General features: G+C 65.0%; 16 protein-coding genes and 2 pseudogenes. 4 read left to right on the top strand and 14 right to left on the bottom strand.

All coding sequences use genetic code 11. The features are described 5' to 3' along the window. Window positions 1-16 precede the first annotated feature (16 nt). From A9971_RS33080 to A9971_RS01230, 3 genes and pseudogenes are all read right to left on the bottom strand, one after another. On the bottom strand, window positions 17-880 hold the full coding sequence (locus A9971_RS33080; RefSeq protein ID WP_370059478.1) for a methyl-accepting chemotaxis protein: 864 nt from the start codon (window positions 878-880) through the stop codon (window positions 17-19). Next, a pseudogene (locus A9971_RS33075) lies at window positions 878-1,102 on the bottom strand (HAMP domain-containing protein); the annotation flags it as partial. The pseudogene A9971_RS33075 and the gene A9971_RS33080, both read right to left, overlap by 3 nt. Before the next feature lie 1,060 nt (window positions 1,103-2,162). Next, on the bottom strand, window positions 2,163-2,924 hold the full coding sequence (locus A9971_RS01230; protein ID WP_011060086.1) for an SDR family oxidoreductase: 762 nt from the start codon (window positions 2,922-2,924) through the stop codon (window positions 2,163-2,165). A gap of 237 nt (window positions 2,925-3,161) precedes the next feature. Between A9971_RS01230 and A9971_RS01225 the strand changes: the two genes are divergently transcribed. Then, window positions 3,162-4,166, top strand: coding sequence for an NADP-dependent oxidoreductase (locus tag A9971_RS01225; RefSeq protein ID WP_019095878.1), 1,005 nt, complete (start codon window positions 3,162-3,164; stop codon window positions 4,164-4,166). A 105-nt stretch (window positions 4,167-4,271) separates the two neighbouring features. Here A9971_RS01225 and pyrF read toward each other — a convergent pair whose 3' ends face one another. Beyond that, window positions 4,272-4,973 carry an orotidine-5'-phosphate decarboxylase gene (pyrF, locus tag A9971_RS01220; protein WP_011060084.1) on the bottom strand — a complete coding sequence of 234 codons (702 nt, stop codon included), beginning with the start codon at window positions 4,971-4,973 and terminating at the stop codon, window positions 4,272-4,274. A 317-nt stretch (window positions 4,974-5,290) separates the two neighbouring features. Between pyrF and A9971_RS01215 the strand changes: the two genes are divergently transcribed. The 3 genes and pseudogenes from A9971_RS01215 to xopAW all read left to right on the top strand — a co-directional run bounded on the left by A9971_RS01215 (window position 5,291) and on the right by xopAW (window position 7,826). Beyond that, the gene (locus tag A9971_RS01215) at window positions 5,291-6,055 is read left to right on the top strand and encodes a response regulator (protein ID WP_011060083.1); all 765 of its coding nucleotides are present in this window, start codon (window positions 5,291-5,293) and stop codon (window positions 6,053-6,055) included. Next, window positions 6,055-7,084, top strand: a pseudogene (locus tag A9971_RS01210) (sensor histidine kinase). Before A9971_RS01215 ends, A9971_RS01210 begins: the two are co-directional and overlap by 1 nt. Window positions 7,085-7,199: 115 nt before the next feature. After that, a complete protein-coding gene (gene xopAW, locus A9971_RS01205; protein WP_041116762.1) occupies window positions 7,200-7,826 on the top strand; it encodes an EF-hand domain-containing protein in 627 nt (208 codons plus the stop codon). A 39-nt stretch (window positions 7,827-7,865) separates the two neighbouring features. Here the strand turns inward: xopAW and A9971_RS01200 are convergent, their stop codons facing one another. The 10 genes from A9971_RS01200 to A9971_RS01155 all read right to left on the bottom strand — a co-directional run bounded on the left by A9971_RS01200 (window position 7,866) and on the right by A9971_RS01155 (window position 16,421). Then, window positions 7,866-8,918 (bottom strand): AI-2E family transporter, encoded by a 1,053-nt coding sequence (locus A9971_RS01200; protein ID WP_183000739.1) that lies wholly within the window; start codon window positions 8,916-8,918, stop codon window positions 7,866-7,868. A gap of 69 nt (window positions 8,919-8,987) precedes the next feature. After that, entirely contained in the window at window positions 8,988-9,791 is an 804-nt protein-coding gene (locus tag A9971_RS01195) for a DUF4892 domain-containing protein (RefSeq protein ID WP_041116760.1), read from the bottom strand. Window positions 9,792-9,799: 8 nt separating this feature from the next. Then, entirely contained in the window at window positions 9,800-10,459 is a 660-nt protein-coding gene (locus tag A9971_RS01190; RefSeq protein ID WP_011060078.1) for a glutathione S-transferase family protein, read from the bottom strand. A gap of 50 nt (window positions 10,460-10,509) precedes the next feature. Then, window positions 10,510-11,364, bottom strand: coding sequence for an alpha/beta hydrolase (locus A9971_RS01185; protein ID WP_011060077.1), 855 nt, complete (start codon window positions 11,362-11,364; stop codon window positions 10,510-10,512). Further along, window positions 11,361-12,155, bottom strand: coding sequence for an alpha/beta fold hydrolase (locus A9971_RS01180; protein WP_183000738.1), 795 nt, complete (start codon window positions 12,153-12,155; stop codon window positions 11,361-11,363). Before A9971_RS01180 ends, A9971_RS01185 begins: the two co-directional genes overlap by 4 nt. 114 nt (window positions 12,156-12,269) lie before the next feature. Beyond that, window positions 12,270-12,713 carry a hotdog fold thioesterase gene (locus A9971_RS01175; RefSeq protein ID WP_183000737.1) on the bottom strand — a complete coding sequence of 148 codons (444 nt, stop codon included), beginning with the start codon at window positions 12,711-12,713 and terminating at the stop codon, window positions 12,270-12,272. Window positions 12,714-12,744: 31 nt separating this feature from the next. After that, window positions 12,745-14,412, bottom strand: a complete 1,668-nt coding sequence (locus A9971_RS01170; protein WP_183000736.1) for an AMP-binding protein — start codon at window positions 14,410-14,412, stop codon at window positions 12,745-12,747. Between the two features lie 171 nt (window positions 14,413-14,583). Continuing rightward, window positions 14,584-15,033, bottom strand: a complete 450-nt coding sequence (gene sixA, locus A9971_RS01165; protein WP_077933604.1) for a phosphohistidine phosphatase SixA — start codon at window positions 15,031-15,033, stop codon at window positions 14,584-14,586. Next, a complete protein-coding gene (locus tag A9971_RS01160; RefSeq protein WP_077933603.1) occupies window positions 15,030-15,377 on the bottom strand; it encodes a DUF4389 domain-containing protein in 348 nt (115 codons plus the stop codon). The genes sixA and A9971_RS01160 overlap by 4 nt, the downstream gene beginning before the upstream one ends. 18 nt (window positions 15,378-15,395) lie before the next feature. Further along, window positions 15,396-16,421, bottom strand: coding sequence for an NAD(P)H-dependent glycerol-3-phosphate dehydrogenase (locus A9971_RS01155; protein WP_011060071.1), 1,026 nt, complete (start codon window positions 16,419-16,421; stop codon window positions 15,396-15,398). Window position 16,422 lies beyond the last annotated feature (1 nt).

The following is a 16,422-nucleotide window of genomic DNA, read 5'->3' as shown; positions in this document are numbered from 1 at the left end:
TGCGCCCTCCCCGCCGCTACAAGCGGAAATGCCCCACCATCCCCTTCAGTTCCACGCCCAACTGCGCCAGCTCGATGCTCGACGCGGCGTTGCCCTGCATCGCCAGGGACGACTGATCGGCACTGGCGCGAATGCTGGTGACACTGCGGTTGATCTCTTCGGCCACCGAACTCTGCTGCTCGGCCGCAGCGGCGATCTGCTGGTTCATCTGCTGGATCAATGACACCGCCGCGGCAATGCTACCCAGGGCGCTTTCGGTCTGCAGGGCATCGCTGACCGCCAGCTTCACCAGCTCGCCACTGCTCTGGATCTGCTGCACCGAGGAGTCGGCCGCCGCGTGCAGAGCCGTCACCAACCGGGCGATCTCTTCGGTGGACTGCTGCGTGCGTTTCGCCAGGGCCCGCACTTCATCGGCCACCACCGCAAACCCCCGGCCCTGCTCCCCGGCCCTGGCGGCTTCGATAGCGGCGTTGAGGGCCAGCAGGTTGGTCTGCTCGGCCACGCTCTTGATCACATCCAGCACGCTACCGATGTTGTCGATTTCCGCGCTCAGGCTCTCGATACCACTGCTGGCACGGCTGGCGGAATCCGCCAGTTGCTCGATGCGCTGCATGCTCTGGCGCACCACTTGCTGGCCACTTTCGACCTTGTCGTCCGCCGCCTGGGCGGCTTGGGCGGCCTCCTCGGCATTGCGCGCCACATCGTGCACCGTGGCGGTCATCTGATTCATGGCCGTGGCCACTTGCTCGGTTTCTTCCTTCTGGGTGCTGACTTCCAGGTTGGTCTGCTCGGTCACCGTGGACAGCGACTGAGCCGAACTGGCCAGTTGCTCGATCCCCGCCTGCAGGCCACTGACAATGCCGCTCAGGCCGCTACCCATCTGCTGCATGGCCTGCATCAACTGACCGATCTCGTCACGTCGGGTCACCTCCACGGTCGCGGTCAGATCACCGGCGGCAATCTGCTGAGCCACGTGCATCACACTGCGCAACGGGCGCACGATCAGGCGGGTGACGCTCAAGGCCGCCAACAGCCCCACCAACAGCGCCAGGGCCGAGGAGCCGATGATCAGCAGGGAGTTCTTGTCCAGTTCCCCCAGCATCGAATGCTCTTGCGCCCCGTACGCCTGATCAACCCGCGCCATCACCTGGGCGGCGCGCTCATGCAACTGCTGATAGACCTGCTTCTCCTGGGCCAGCAACCCGGTGTACTCGTTGAGCTTCTCGCTGAAGTTGCCGATGTGCCCCGAGACTTCGTTGAGCACCGTCTGATAGCCCGCATCCTTGACCGTGGCCTTCAACTGCTCGGCCTGGGCCAGGGCCTGATCGGCCTGCTCGATCTTGCCCTGCTCGGCGGGCTCCTGGTCGCCGCCCTTGCGGTTCTGATCCAGGCGCAACCGGGCCTCATTCATGGCCTGCAGCATCAGGCGTGAAACCTGGCTGATCTGATTGGCCTGCTCGATGAATTCGGCACCGTCCTTGCCCTGGGATTCCTTGAGCGTATAGGCACCGTCATCCGCCAGCCCCGCCTGCAGCACGTCCAGGTTATTGGCCACGCTGGACACCGACCAACTGGCCATTTCCAGGGCCAGGTCCTTGGCCTGGGTCAGCTCGACGAACTCGTCGAAGGCCTTGCGATAGTCCGCCAGCGCCAGCTCCACATCGCCCATCGCGGTCTGGTTGGCCGCCGACCGCACCTTGAGCTGCTGGGCCAGGGCCTGCAGGCCTTCCAGGCTTTCATGCAGGCTGTCCACGGTCTTGCTGTCGCCATGCAGAGCGTAGTCCTGCTCCTGCAGCCGCACCTTGAGCACGCCGCTATTGAGCTGGGACATCTGCTTGAGGCCATCGAAGCGCTGGCTGATGGTCTGCAGGGACCAGACACCGATCCCCGCCACCAGAGCGGTTAGGAGCAACACCAGGGCAAACCCGATGCCCAGTTTCTTTGCCATGCCCAGGTTGGCAAAACGTCCACTTGCGGCCGAAGTCATGGTGCGCAGTCCCCTTCCAATCCCCAATGGCAATAGGGCCATCTTGTCTTGGCGAAGGGTCGCAACGGCATGCACCGGCGCACAAGTCTCTGACATCGGAATAATGGCAAAAAGCTACGCCGAGGTCGTTTTCAGGACACTGGAGGTCGATTCCATCGGGCCCCGGCCATCGGCATCAGATCGCGGTGGCCCCGCCGTCGACCGCCAGTGCATGGCCGGTGGTAAAGGCCGCGCCATCGCTGCACAGGTAGAGCACCGCACTGGCGATCTCCTCGACCTTGCCGATGCGCCCCACCGGGTGCATGGCCGCGGCGAACTCGGCCTTCTTCGGGTCCGCCTCGTAGGCACGGCGGAACATGTCGGTGTCGATCACCGCCGGGCATACCGCGTTCACGCGGATTTTCTTCTTCGCATATTCGATGGCCGCCGACTTGGTCAGGCCGATCACCGCATGCTTGGAGGCCGCATAGATGCTCATCTTCGGCGCCGCGCCCAGGCCCGCCACCGAGGCGGTGTTGACGATCGCCCCACCGCCCTGGGCCAGCAGCAGCGGCAACTGGTACTTCATGCACAGCCAGACCCCTTTGACGTTAACCCCCATGATGGCGTCGAACTCATCCATGGAGCCCTCCGCAAGGCGGCCCTTTTCGATCTCGATACCGGCATTGTTGAAGGCGTAATCCAGGCGCCCATAGGCTTCGATGGTGCGGGCCATGAGGCTTTGCACATCCGCCTCCAGGGTAACGTTGCACGGCACGAACAATGCCTCGCCACCGGCCTCGCGGATCAGCGCCACGGTGCCCTCGCCCCCCGCCGTGTCCAGGTCCGCCACCACCACCTTCAAGCCTTGTGCGGCAAATGCCTGGGCGGTGGCGCGGCCGATACCATTGGCTGCGCCGGTCACTAGGGCCACCTGGCCGGAAAACGTCATGCTCATTGCAGGAATCCTCGATCGAATGCGGGTCAGCTACCCGGCCCAATCTAGCCACAGCCGGGGCTGGTGGCGTCAGCACTATCAAAAGCCCGGTTGGATGCTCATGCATTCTGGTGATGAATCTGCCGGGGGCTTTATCAGGGCGATCGATTGGCCTCCATTCGCTGCAGCGGCAAACCTTGCGGCACCGAGGCCAAGGGGCTATCAACTAGGGGTTCATTCATCCCACGAGTGCCTGCCATGACCGCCCTGACCAATCGCCAGTTCCTGCTCGCCAAACGCCCCATCGGACCGGCCACCCGCGATACCTTCACCTACCAGCAAGTGGCAGTGGGCGAGCCCGCCGCCGGGCAGATCCTGGTGCAGAACCAATACCTGTCCCTGGACCCGGCCATGCGCGGCTGGATGAACGAGGGCAAGTCCTACATTGCCCCGGTGGCCATCGGCGAGGTCATGCGCGCCCTGGGCGTGGGCCAGGTAATCGCCTCCAGCCACCCCGGTTTCGCGGTGGGCGACTACGTCAATGGTGCACTCGGCGTGCAGGACTACTTCCTCGGCGAGCCCCGGGGCTTCTACAAGGTCGACCCCAAGCTGGCCCCGCTGCCGCTCTACCTGTCAGCCCTGGGCATGACCGGCATGACCGCCTACTTCGCCCTGCTGGACGTGGGCGCGCCCAAGGCCGGCGACACCGTGGTGCTGTCCGGGGCCGCCGGCGCGGTGGGCAGCATTGCCGGGCAGATCGCCAGGATCAAGGGCTGCCGCGTGGTGGGGATTGCCGGCGGCCAGGACAAGTGCCGGTTCCTCATCGACGAGCTGGGTTTTGACGGCGCCATCGACTACAAGAACGAAGACGTCCACGCCGGCCTCAAGCGCGAGTGCCCCAAAGGCGTCGATGTGTATTTCGACAACGTCGGCGGCGACATCCTCGATGCCGTGCTCAGCCGCCTGAACGTCAAGGCGCGGGTGGTGATCTGCGGCGCCATCAGCCAGTACAACAACAAGGAGGCGGTCAAGGGGCCGGCCAACTACCTGTCGCTGCTGGTCAACCGGGCGCGCATGGAGGGGTTCGTGGTGATGGACTATGCCGCGCAGTTCGCCGAAGCCGGGCAGGAAATGGCCGGCTGGATGGCCAAGGGGCAGCTCAAGAGCAAGGAGGATATTGTCGAGGGCCTGGAAACCTTCCCGGAAACCCTGGGCAAGCTGTTCAGCGGCGAGAACTTCGGCAAGCTGATACTGAAAGTCTGAATCCGTAGGAGCCAGCTTGTCGGCGATCCGCAACGGCGGCCGGAAAGGGCCGCCAACCGCAAAACCGCTATCGCCGGCAAGCCGGCTCCTACAAGAAGAAGCGTGTTACAGGGCCAGTTCGGCCACGACGTCGGCCAGGGCCTTGGCCGGATCTGCCGCCTGGCTGATGGGGCGACCGATCACCAGGTAATCGGAGCCGGCATCCAGGGCCTGGCGCGGGGTGAGGATCCGCCGCTGGTCGTCCTGGGCGCTGCCCGCCGGTCGAATCCCCGGGGTCACCAGTTGCAGGGACGGATGGGCGCTCTTCAGGGCCTGGGCTTCCAGGGCCGAGCACACCAGGCCGTCCATGCCGGCTTTCTGCGCCAGGGCAGCCAGGCGCAGCACCTGCTCCTGGGGCTCGATGTCCAGGCCGATACCGGCCAGGTCTTCACGCTCCATGCTGGTAAGCACGGTGACGCCGATCAGCAACGGCTTGGGGCCGCTGCGCTGGTCCAGCACTTCGCGGCAGGCAGCCATCATGCGCAGGCCGCCGGAGCAGTGCACATTGACCATCCACACGCCCATTTCCGCGGCGGCCTTGACCGCCATGGCGGTGGTGTTGGGAATATCGTGGAACTTCAGGTCCAGGAACACTTCGAAACCCTTGTCCCGCAGGGTCCCGACAATCTCGGCGGCGCAGCTGGTGAACAGCTCCTTGCCGACCTTGACCCGGCACAGTTTGGGGTCCAGTTGATCGGCCAGTTTCAGTGCGGCGTCACGGGTGGGGAAATCCAGGGCGACGATGATAGGAGTCTGGCAGGCGGACATGAAGGGGCTCTCAGGCAAGTCGAAATCGGCGCGGATTGTAGCGCAAGCCGCGCCGCTCCGGGACCCGATCAGAGGTAAATCCTCCTCAACGGTGCGCAAGAAGGCCGATTGCCCCGGCAATCGCTCCCCCACGCCACGGCATTTGTATCAACCTCGATACACTGACGACACGTCGGCAACAATCCCCGGCGCTACCCTCGCCAGCCGCAACACCTTCGAACAGCACTTCCAGCCCCCGGGCCGGACGCCTATGCTGAAGCCACAACCCCGCCGCCGCCCTCAGGCGCCGGCAGCCTACCTGGCAGACGACCGCACCCATGCAGAACACTTCAGCCCCTCTCAACGAAGACGCCAAAGCATTGGTCAGTGGCGACGACAAACGCTGGAACACCCGGGCCCTGATCGTCGACGACGACGTGCCGATCCGCGAGTTGCTGATCGACTACCTGGCGCGTTTCAACATTCACGCCAGCGGCGTCACCGACGGCGCGGCGATGCGCCAGGCCCTGCAGGCCGAGCACTTCGACGTAGTGGTACTGGACCTGATGCTGCCCGGCGAAGACGGCCTGTCCCTGTGCCGCTGGCTGCGTACCGAATCGGACATCCCGATCCTCATGCTCACCGCCCGCTGCGAGCCCACCGATCGCATCATCGGCCTGGAGCTGGGGGCCGACGACTACATGGCCAAGCCTTTCGAGCCACGGGAACTGGTGGCCCGGATCCAGACCATCCTGCGCCGGGTGCGCGACGATCGCAGCGAGCAGCGGGCCAATATCCGCTTCGACAACTGGCGCCTGAACAGCGTGCTGCGCCAACTGATTTCCGCCGATGGCCTGGTGGTGCCGCTGTCCAACGCCGAGTTCCGCCTGCTCTGGGTGTTCATCGAGCGCCCGCGCCGGGTACTGAGCCGCGAACAATTGCTGGACGCCGCCCGCGGCCGATCCATCGAGGCCTTTGATCGCAGCATCGACCTGCTGGTCTCGCGCCTGCGGCAAAAGCTCGGCGACGATCCGAAGTCGCCGCAACTGATCAAGACCGTGCGCGGTGAAGGCTACCTGTTCGACGCCCGGGACATCGGCTGATGCGCGGGCGGTTCGATACGCTGTTCGGCCGCCTGTTCGGCGTCTTGCTGATCGCGATCGTCCTCGCCCACCTGCTGGCCTTCGAACAGCACTTCCAGCCCCCGCCGGACGCCTCCCGATTCGGCGCAGTTGATCAATGGCCAGCCGCCGCCCCCTTATCCAAGGCGCCCGCCACGGCCCTGGTTCGGCGGCCCGCTGGTGCCCCTGACGTTCCAGTTCATCTCCCTGATCATCGCTGCCTGGTACGGCGCCAAGCTGTTGTCGCGGCCGATCCAGCGCCTGAGCGCCGCCGCCGAGCGTTTGAGCGAAGACCTCGACAGCCCGCCCCTGGAAGAGGTGGGCCCAAGGGAAGCCCGGCAAGCAGCCAGCACCTTCAACCAGATGCAGAAGCGCATCCGCGAGCAGGTGCAGCAACGCGGGCGCATGCTCGGTGCCGTCTCCCACGACCTGCGCACCCCGTTATCAAGGCTGAAACTGCGCCTGGAGCAGATCGAGGACAGCAAGCTGCAAGGGCAGATGCGCCAGGACCTGGACGACATGATCAAGATGCTCGACGCCACCCTCAGCTACCTGCACGAACAACGCACCAGCGAGGCCGAGCAATGGATGGACGTGCAGGCCCTGGTGGAGTCGCTGTGCGAGAACGCCCAGGACCAGGGCGCCGACGCTCAGGCCCAGGGCCATTGCGCGCCGCTGCTGGTGCAACCCATGGCGTTGCAGTCATGCCTCAACAACCTGCTGGACAACGCCCTGCGCTACGCCGGCCAGGCAACCCTGGCCCTGGAGGACGACCGCGGGCAACTGCTGATCCGGGTCATCGACCACGGCCCGGGGATTGCCGCCGACAAGCGTGAAGCGGTGTTCGAGCCATTCTTTCGCCTGGAAGGCTCGCGCAACCGCAACTCCGGCGGCGTCGGCCTGGGCATGACCATCGCCCGTGAAGCGGCGGAGCGCCTGGGCGGCCAACTGATCCTCGAAGAAACCCCCGGCGGCGGCCTGACCGCGGTATTGCGTCTACCCAGGCCTTGAGCGCCTTGTGTGGCGGCAGGTACAAACCGCCAATACCCAGGACAACTCCCCCCCTGAGGCTGCTTGGGCCGGTGCCCCCCCCACCGGTTCAATTCATCCGCAGGGAGTGAGCCCCATGATCGATAGCCTCAGCAGCAACTATTCGAGCTATTACAGCTCCAGCAGCACCAGCCGTGGCCAGCAATTGCACAAGGAGCTGTTCGCCAAGCTCGACAGCAACGGTGATGGCGCGGTGGATCAGGACGAGCTGAAAAACGCCCTGTCGCAGAAAAGCGACAACGGCATCCTGGTCAGCCTGAGCAAGAATTTCAACGACCTGGACAGTGACGGCAGCGGTAGCTTGAGCAGCGATGAAATGGCCGCCATGGCCCCTCCTCCGCCCAAGGACCGCGCCCCCGATACCCAACTGGCGGATGCCCTGCTCGGCGCCCTGGACAGCGATGGCGACGGAGTCATCAGCAGTGACGAACTGAGCACTGCCCTGCAAGCCTCGGGCAACAGCTCCACCAGCAGCGACACCAGCTCGGCTCTGCTGAAGATTCTCGACAGCGACAGCAGTGGCGGCATCAGTAGCGATGAGCTCAAGGCCGCGTTGCAGGCCGGAAGCAACCAGGACAGCGCCCCCCAGGACCCGCAGGCCAACCTCGCCGAAGCTCTGGGCAAGATGATCGCCAGCTTGAGCAAGCAGTATCAGTTGGACACCAGCAGCAGCCTCGGCGGCAGCGTCAACGTCGCTGCCTGACGTCCATTGCCGCTCCCGGGGGGAGCGGCAATCGGTGGTTCAACGCGGCTCCTGGGCCCGGGCCTGGCTGGCGCTCCAGTCCAGCAACAGGCTGTAGGCCACCGCCAGCAGCGTCGGGCCGATGAACAGGCCGATAAAGCCGAAGGCGATCAGGCCACCGAACACTCCCAGCAGCACGATCACCAGCGGCAGGTTGCCGCCGCGGCTGATCAGGTACGGTTTGAGCACGTTGTCCACGCCGCTGATGATGAAAGTGCCCCAGATCCCCAGGAACACCGCCATGCCATATTCGCCTTTCCAGGCCAGCCAGGCGGTAGCCGGGATCCATACCAGGGGCGGGCCCATGGGAATCAGGCTGAGCAGGAAGGTGACGATCCCCAGAACCAGCGCCACGGGCACTCCGGCAATCAGGAAGCCGATCAGCGCCAGCAGGCCCTGGGCCGCCGCGGTGCCGATCACCCCGTTGACTACCCGTTGCACGGTGCCAGCCACCAGGTCGATGTAGTAGCCGGCGCGCTCGCCGATCAGGCGCTCCAGCAACTTGTGCACGAACAGCGCCAGGCGCGGGCCATCGCGGTAGAAGAAAAACACGAAGACGATGCTCAGGGTCAGTTCCAGAATGCCGCCGCCGATCTGCGCGCTGCGAGCCAGCAGCCAGTTGCCCACCTGCCCCAGATAGGGTTTGACCGCCAGCATCAGGGCCGCGCCCTGCTGGTCGATGCTGTTCCACAAGCCCACCAGGCGCTCGCCCACCAATGGCAGGTTGCCGAGCCACTCTGGAGCGGCGGGCAGGCCGTCGACCTGCACGTCCTTGATGAAGGCCGTGGCATCGCGCACATGGTCCGCCAGGTTGAGGCCGAGCCAGACCAGCGGCGCGGCCACCAGCACCATCCAGCCCAGGGTCAGCAGGGCCGCTGCCAGGGATTCTCGGCCATTGAGCCAGCGGGTCAGCAGGCGCATCAGCGGCCAGCTGGCAAACGCCAGCACGGCGCCCCAGAACAGCGCTGACCAGAAAGGCGCCATGACCCAGAAGCTGGCACCGAACAACACCAGGAGCAGGATCTGCACCAGCAGGCGATCGTTATTGGGCATGAAATGTCTCGCGCAAGAAGAACCAGTGAAGAGTAGGCGAACCCGCGAGCGCGGGCTGCCTGAAACAGCTTAACGCAGTAGTTCGAAATGCAGGCCTGCTGCGTCGGTGTTACCGGTTTCCATCCGCGAGGCCAGCACGCCCTGGCCAATCAGCGCCTGGCGCCAGGCTTCGGCCTGCTTGCCGGACAGGCTGATGCGCAGGGTGGTGTCCAGGTTCAGCCCGCGGGACAGCAGGTTGAGCCAGATGGGCTGGGGCTCAGCGAGTTTCGGCAGGTCCAGCTTGCCGGTGTCCTTGAGCTGGCGCAGCAGGGTGGCCGAAGTGGGTAGCAGGTCCCCCAGCGGCGCGCTGGCGTCGAACTGCTCCACATGCAGGTAGGCCCGGCGGTTACCCCGGGTGATGCTGTACAGGGCTACCAGGGAGTTGTCCTGGGGCGCCGCCAGCCGCAGCAGCAGGTAGGCCTGCTGTTCATCGGCGCCAAACAGCTTGGCGTTGCCGAATACTTCGTTGGCCCACAGGCTGCTTTCACCGCAATCGCGGGCCTGGCACCAGAACAGCAGCTCGGCGCCCTGCTTTTGCAGCGCCTCCCTGGCCAGGGTGAAGGCTTCGTTGGATGTGCGCTCGGCGGGCAACTGGTAAGTGATGGCGGTGAGCTTGCCGCGGGCATTGACCTGGCCATCGAAACGCAACTGGCCGCTGATACGGCGGATCGAACCCAGGGGGTAGACGCGCTCCTGCTCCACTTCGGGGCGGTAGTCGACGATCTGTGCATCGGTCAGACGGGGGACCAGGGGCAGGTCGTGGCTGCCCGGCAGATCGGCGGCAAGCACCAGGGTACTTGCCAGGGACAGGCCCAGAACACTGATTGAACGCATGGAAACTCTCATCGGATAAGCATGGCCTGGGCGCCCTTGACGACGCTGGCATCGTCGCTGCGTTGTGGAACCTGCAAGCCTCGCTGCACCGCAGGACGGGCCTCCAGGGCCGCCATCCAGCGTTGCAACGCCGGCAGGCCCTGCACCGAAACCCCGGACCATTCATGGCCGCGCACCCAGGGGAAGGTGGCGATGTCGGCAATGCTGTAGTCGCCGGCCAGGTACTCGGCCTGTTGCAGGCGGCTGTCGAGCACTTCGTACAGGCGCCGGGTCTCGTGCTGATAACGGTCGATGGCGCCCTGCAGCTTCTCCGGGAAATAGCGGAAGAACACATTGGCCTGGCCCTGCATGGGCCCGACCCCGCCCATCTGGAACATCAGCCATTGCATGACCAGCGAACGGCCCTTGGGATCGGCCGGCAACAACTGGCCAGTGCGTTCGGCCAGGTACACCAGGATCGCGCCGGACTCGAACACCGGAAAATCACCATTGTCGCGATCGACGATGGCCGGAATACGCCCATTGGGATTGATCTTCAGGAACGCTGGGGCCTTTTGCTCCTTCTTGTCGAAACTCAAGGCGTGCACCTCATAGGGCAGGCCGAGCTCCTCAAGCAGGATGGAAACCTTGTGACCATTGGGGGTCGCAGCGGTGTACAGATCTATCATGGTTGTCTCCCATTTCAACCCGCCCAGCCTCGACAGTTGATCCCGTCAAGTCAAGGAACGGCGAAAAACCGATTGAAACAGTCTGCGACAAAGCTGGCACCCGCCTCGTCGTTGAGGTGCAGGTGATGCCCGCCGGGCAACTGCTCAACGCTGAAGGGTAGACGCTGCAACAAGGCCTGGTGCTTGGCCAGCATGCCATCGGCGGCCACCACCAGTTGCGTCGGGCAGGCGACCCGCTGAACAAAGGACATGGCCTGCTCCTCTGTCAGGCGCAGCGGCGAAGCCAGGGTCAGGCGGCTGTCGCTGCGCCAGGTATAGCCCCCGGGCACCGGCATCAGGCCGCGCTGGGCCAGCAGTTCGGCCGCCTCGCGGCTAACCGCCACCAGGCCCTTCATGCGCGCCTCGATGGCCCGCTCCAGGGTGGCGTACACCGGCTTGCTCTTGTTCTGCAGATTCAGCTGTGCCTGCAACGCCATGCCCAGGCGCTCGGCGGCGTCCTCGCCATTGGCCGTCGGTGGGATCACCCCATCGATCAGGGCCAGGTGGCTGACCCGCTCCGGCATCGCCGCCGACAGCACCAGCGAGACGATCGCCCCCAGGGAATGACCGATCAGGGCAAAGCGCTTCCAGCCCAGTTGCTCGGCGGCTTGCAGCACGTCATAGACGTAGTCCCACAGGGCATAGCCGGCCCCCGCCGGGCGATGCCCGGAATGACCGTGGCCGGCCAGGTCCAGGGCAACGATGCGCAGGCCGGCGAGCTTGGGCGCCAGCCGGGCGAAGCTGTTGGCGTTATCCAGCCAGCCATGCAGGGCGATGACCGGCAGACCGTCCTCGGGCCCGAACAGATGGGCCGCCAGTTCGATGTGCGGCAGGTTCAGGCGGACTTCTTCGACGGCGTGGCTCATGCAGGGCTCCGTTGCCAGCGTGTGAACAGCTCCTTGAGCAGCGCCGCGGTGTCATGGGGGCGCTCAAGGGGAAACATGTGGCCACCGGGCATGGTCAGCGACTCGCCCAGCGGCATGCGCCCGACCGCACTGGTGTGATGGCGCATCACCACCCGGCTCTGCTGTCCGCGCACCACCGCCAACGGTACCTTGAGCTGGCGCGCACTGCCCGGGCTGGTATGAGGCACGCCGCGGTAGATGCTGATTTCCGTGGCCGGGTCAAAACGCAGGCGCAAGCGATCCCCCACCTGCTGCAGGCCGTGCTGCAGGTAAGCATCCAGGCAATCGGGATCGAAGGCCCGGAACAGCGTCTTGCGGGAGAAGTAACTGCGGGCGGCCTCGATGTCGGCAAACTCTTCGCGGCGCCCCAGGGTGCGCCCGGCCGGAGTCAGCCGGTCGATGAAGCCCAGGCGCTTGGCGGCGCGGATCACCCATTGGTCGGCCCGGGTCAGCACCGGCGAATCGAGCATCACCACCCCCCGATACAGCTCCGGGCAGCGCAGGGCCGCGTGCAGATGCAGCACACCACCCAGCGAATGCCCCACGCCCCAGACCGGCTGGGCCTGCTGTTGCAGGTGATGGATCAGTTCATCCACCAGGCTGCGCCAGTTGTCGTCCACCGGAAAGCGCGGGTCGTGGGCATGCTGCTGCAGATGAGCCACCTCGAATTCCGGCGCCAGGGCAGCAAACAACTTGCCGTACGTGCCGGAGGGAAACCCATTGGCGTGAGCGAAAAACACCTGTTGCGACATACCGACCTATCCATCCACCAAACGAACACCGATTGTCCGCAGGCCCTGGCACCAGGGCAATGACCGTAACGGACAGGAATGCTGACACCCAGGCTCAGCCTATGACGCGTTGCCTCATTGCGCCGGCGGGTTCTGCCCGAGGGGCACCACCGCCATGGTCAGGCGCGAGATGCAACTGGCCTTGCCTTCATCACTGCTCAGGCGGATGTCCCAGACATGGGTGGTGCGCCCGATATGAATGGCCTTGGCCACCGCCGTGACCCGCCCGGTGCGCAAGCCCCGCAGGTGATTGGCATTGATCTCCAGCCCCACGCAGTAGAACTTGCTGGCGTCGATGCACAGGTAGCTGGCCATGGAGCCGACGGTTTCCGCCAGCACCACCGAGGCCCCGCCGTGCAGCAGCCCGTAGGGCTGGTGGGTGCGATGGTCGATGACCATGCTCGCGGTCAGTGACTGCTCGTCATAGGACTCGAAGCGAATATCCAGCACTTCGCCGATGGTGTTCTTCTGGATCGCGTTCAGTTGCTCGATGTTCGGAGTGGTACGCCATAGACTCATCGCCGCTTCCCTTATGGGTGGTTATTGTCGGTCAATCCTGCCACAGCACGGCTTCGCTGCGCTCGCTCCAGGCTTGAAAACTGCCGCCATAGGTGGCTTCGATCACATTGCGCTTGATCTTCAGGGTTGGAGTGAGAAAGCCGTTTTCCACCGCCCAACTGTCCTTGACCACCACCAGCCGATGCAGCCGCTCGTGCTTGTCCAGGCTGCCATTGACCTGGGCCAGCAGGCTTTCCAGGCTGCTGTGCAAGCCTTCCCGTGCACTGCCGGCGGCGGCCTGCACGCCCGCAGCCGAAAGCACGCACAGGCCCAGGGGGGCAATCAGCCCGTCGCCCACCACGCACACCTGCTCGATATGGGCATGCACCGCCAGGCGGTTCTCGATGGGCGCCGGGGCCACGTACTTACCCTTGCTGGTCTTGAAGATCTCCTTGAGCCGGCCGGTCAGGCGCAGGTTGCCGGCGGCATCCTGCTCCCCCTTGTCGCCGGTGCGCAGGAAACCATCCTCGGTAACGGTTTCGGCGGTCTTCTGCGGGTCCTTGAAATAGCCCTGCATAGTGGCTCCGCTGCGTACCTGGACCTCCCCCGCCTCGTCGATGCGCACCTCGACTTCCGGGCAGGGCCGGCCAATCCAGCCGGGCATATGCTCACCGGAGCGGCCGATATGGGAGTAGCCGCAGCTCTCGGTCATGCCGTACACCTCCAGCACGTCCAGCCCGAGGCGTTGATACCAGTGCAACAGGGTCTGGGGCACCGGTGCCGCTCCCGACAGCGCCACCCGCAACGCGTCCAGCCCGAGCCCGCTCAGCACCTTGTGGCCGACACGCTTGCCGATAAAGGGCAGGCCCAGGAGAAAATCCAGGCGCTTGGCCGGCACCTTGCTGTAGACCCCCATCTGGAACTTGGTCCAGATCCGCGGCACGCCAAACAGCGCGGTGGGCCGGGCTCGCCGCAGGTCGGCGAGGAAGGTGTCCAGGCTTTCGGCAAAGAACACCGTCTGCCCGGTATAGATCGCCGCCATCTCGACAAACATGCGCTCGGCCACGTGGCACAGGGGCAGGTAGGACAGCAGCCGGTCCTGGGGGCCCAGGCCGAACATCTGCACACCATGGCTGGCGGCAAAGCCCAGGTTGCCGAAACTGTGCATCACGCCCTTGGGCAGCCCGGTGGTGCCGGAGGTATAGATGATGGTGGCCAGCTGGTCGGCCGCAGGGCTCGGGCTATCCTCGAGCGGCGGACAGCGCTGCAGGTCTTCCCAACTGAAATCGAAAGGGCCTTCGGGGGCCAGGGGCAAGCGGATGGTGGGCAGCCCGGCCTTGATCCCGAGCGCCATTTGCGGCCAGTCGTCGAGCTTGCCGATAAAGGCCAGGGCCGACTCGGAATGCTCCAGCACCTGGGCTACCGACTCGGCCGTGAGATTGGGATACAACGGCACCGAGACATGCCCGGCGATCCAGATCGCCAGGTCGGCAATGACCCAGTGCGCGGAGTTCTTGCCAATGATTGCAATGTGGCTGCCGGAAGGCAGCTGGCGCTCGCGCAGCCATTGGGCGGCACGCCGGGCCTGCTGGCCCACCTCGAACCAGTTCAGCTCCTGCACCTGCCCGCCGGCACTGGGCTGGACCAGAAAGCGCTGCTGGGGATGACGAGCCTCGCGCTCGTAGAACACTTGCAGGGGCAAACGAAAAGCAGCAGACATGACTCGCTCCTTTGTTCTTATTCTGTTCGTGACACCAACCAAGCACTTGCTTGGTGGACTATTCCACGCACAAAGGAGCGCTGCAAGTTAAGAAATGTAGCGGATCGCAACCGGGGATCGGTGGGTTCGAGACAACAACGGCGGCCCGGGCATGCCCTGCCGCCGCGTCCATCAAGAGTGTGTCACGGCATTCAAGGTCATCAGCCCTGCCAGGGGCCAGTCGCCTTCGAGCTCCGCCAGGCTGGCGGTGTTCATCGGCTGCGGATCACGCAGGTGGCCGTGCTGCAACAGGCCGATCAGGTTGCCCACCAGGGGTTGATGGCTGACCAGCAGCAGGTTGTCGGCACTGTCCAGTTGCTCCAGCACCTGCAGCGGGTTGGCCTCGGGGGTGAGCCAGGGCACGGTGCGGATCTCGCCTTCGAACCCCAGGGCCTCGCGCACCAGCTGTGCAGTCTGCTGGGCACGTACATAAGGGCTGGCGAGGATCGCGGCGATGGACTGGCCGATCAGGTGCGCGGCACTGCCCAGCACTTCCTCGCGACCGTGGGCCGTGAGGTTGCGCTGGGCATCGGTCGGCGCATGGGACTCGGCCTGGCCGTGACGCAGCACCCACAGCTTCACAGCTTGGGCTCCTCGTCACGCACCGGGTGAGGCGCTGGCGGCACGCTATGGGGAGCTTCGCCTTCAGGCGCCCGGGGAGCGGGCCAATCGGTGAACGGCCAGGGTTTCTGTTCGGTATGGAAGCTGCCGAAACGGCCGATCTGCGCCAGGAACTGGCTCAGGCTATCGCCGAAGTTCATCAGGCCGGCATTCGGCGCGCCGTAGATCAGGCGATAGATCAACTGCACCAGCACCAGCGCGCCCAGGAGAAACTGCGCCACCTGCCACACCAGCACGAATATCAGCATCCACAGCACCCGCAGGAGGATGGACTCGTATTTGGCTTCGGAATTCGTATCGTTCATGTCTGGCTCCTGTGCTGCTCAGTTGAATCCGCTGGTGGAGATAAAGTCGACGTCGGTTTTCGGCTCGCCGCGCATCAAGAGCTCGATTACCTGGTTCAGCGTACGCCCTTCGAACAGGATCGCGTGCAGGCCGGCCACCAGCGGCATGTAGACCCCCAGCTCCTGAGCCTTGACCTTGAGCACCTTGAGGGTGTTGACGCCCTCCGCCACCTCACCCAGGCGGGTCACCGCCTCTTCCAGGCTCAGGCCCTGGCCCAGGGCAAAGCCCACCTGGTAGTTGCGGCTCTTGGGCGAGGAACAGGTGACGATCAGGTCGCCGACCCCGGCCAGGCCGAGGAAGGTCATGGGGTTGGCGCCCTGGCTCACGGCAAAGCGGGTCATTTCCGCCAGCGCCCGGGTAATCAGCATGCTCTTGGTGTTTTCCCCCATGCCCAGGGCCACCGCCATGCCGGCGATGATCGCGTAGACGTTCTTCAGCGCCCCGCCCAGTTCCACACCGAAGCGGTCGGCACTGGCATACACACGGAAGGTGCGGCCATGCAGCGCGGCCTGGACCCGCTGACAGAGCTCTTCGTCTTCACTGGCGACCACGGTGGCGGTCAGGGCGTGCTCGGCCACTTCCCGAGCCAGGTTGGGGCCGGAAAGTACGCCGATGCGCGCTTGCGGGGCGATGTCCTGGAGGATCTCGCTCATCAGCTTGAAGGTCTGGGCCTCGATGCCCTTGGTCAGGCTGACCAGCAGCTTGCCGCGGAGCAGCTCGGCGTGGGGCGCCAGCACCGAGCGCAGGGCGCTGGAGGGCAAGGCGACAAAGCACAGGTCACTGTCATTGAGGGTGGCCAGCAGGTCGGTGACCGGCTCCACCGCCGGATGAATCTTGATGCCCTTGAGATAGCGCGGATTCTCGCGGTTGACCCGAATGGCCTCGGCCTGCTCGGGGTCGCGCATCCACTGCCGCACCCGGTGACCGTTCTCGGCCAGCAGATTGGCCACGGCGGTACCAAAACTTCCGCCTCCCAGGACCGCAATAGGGCGCTGTTGTGTCATA

The sequence above is a fragment of the Pseudomonas sp. UME65 genome, assembly GCF_014170225.1.
GTDB lineage: Bacteria > Pseudomonadota > Gammaproteobacteria > Pseudomonadales > Pseudomonadaceae > Aquipseudomonas > Aquipseudomonas protegens.
The sequence above is the reverse complement of the archived record's forward strand: the minus strand, read 5'-3'. Positions and strand labels throughout refer to the sequence as shown.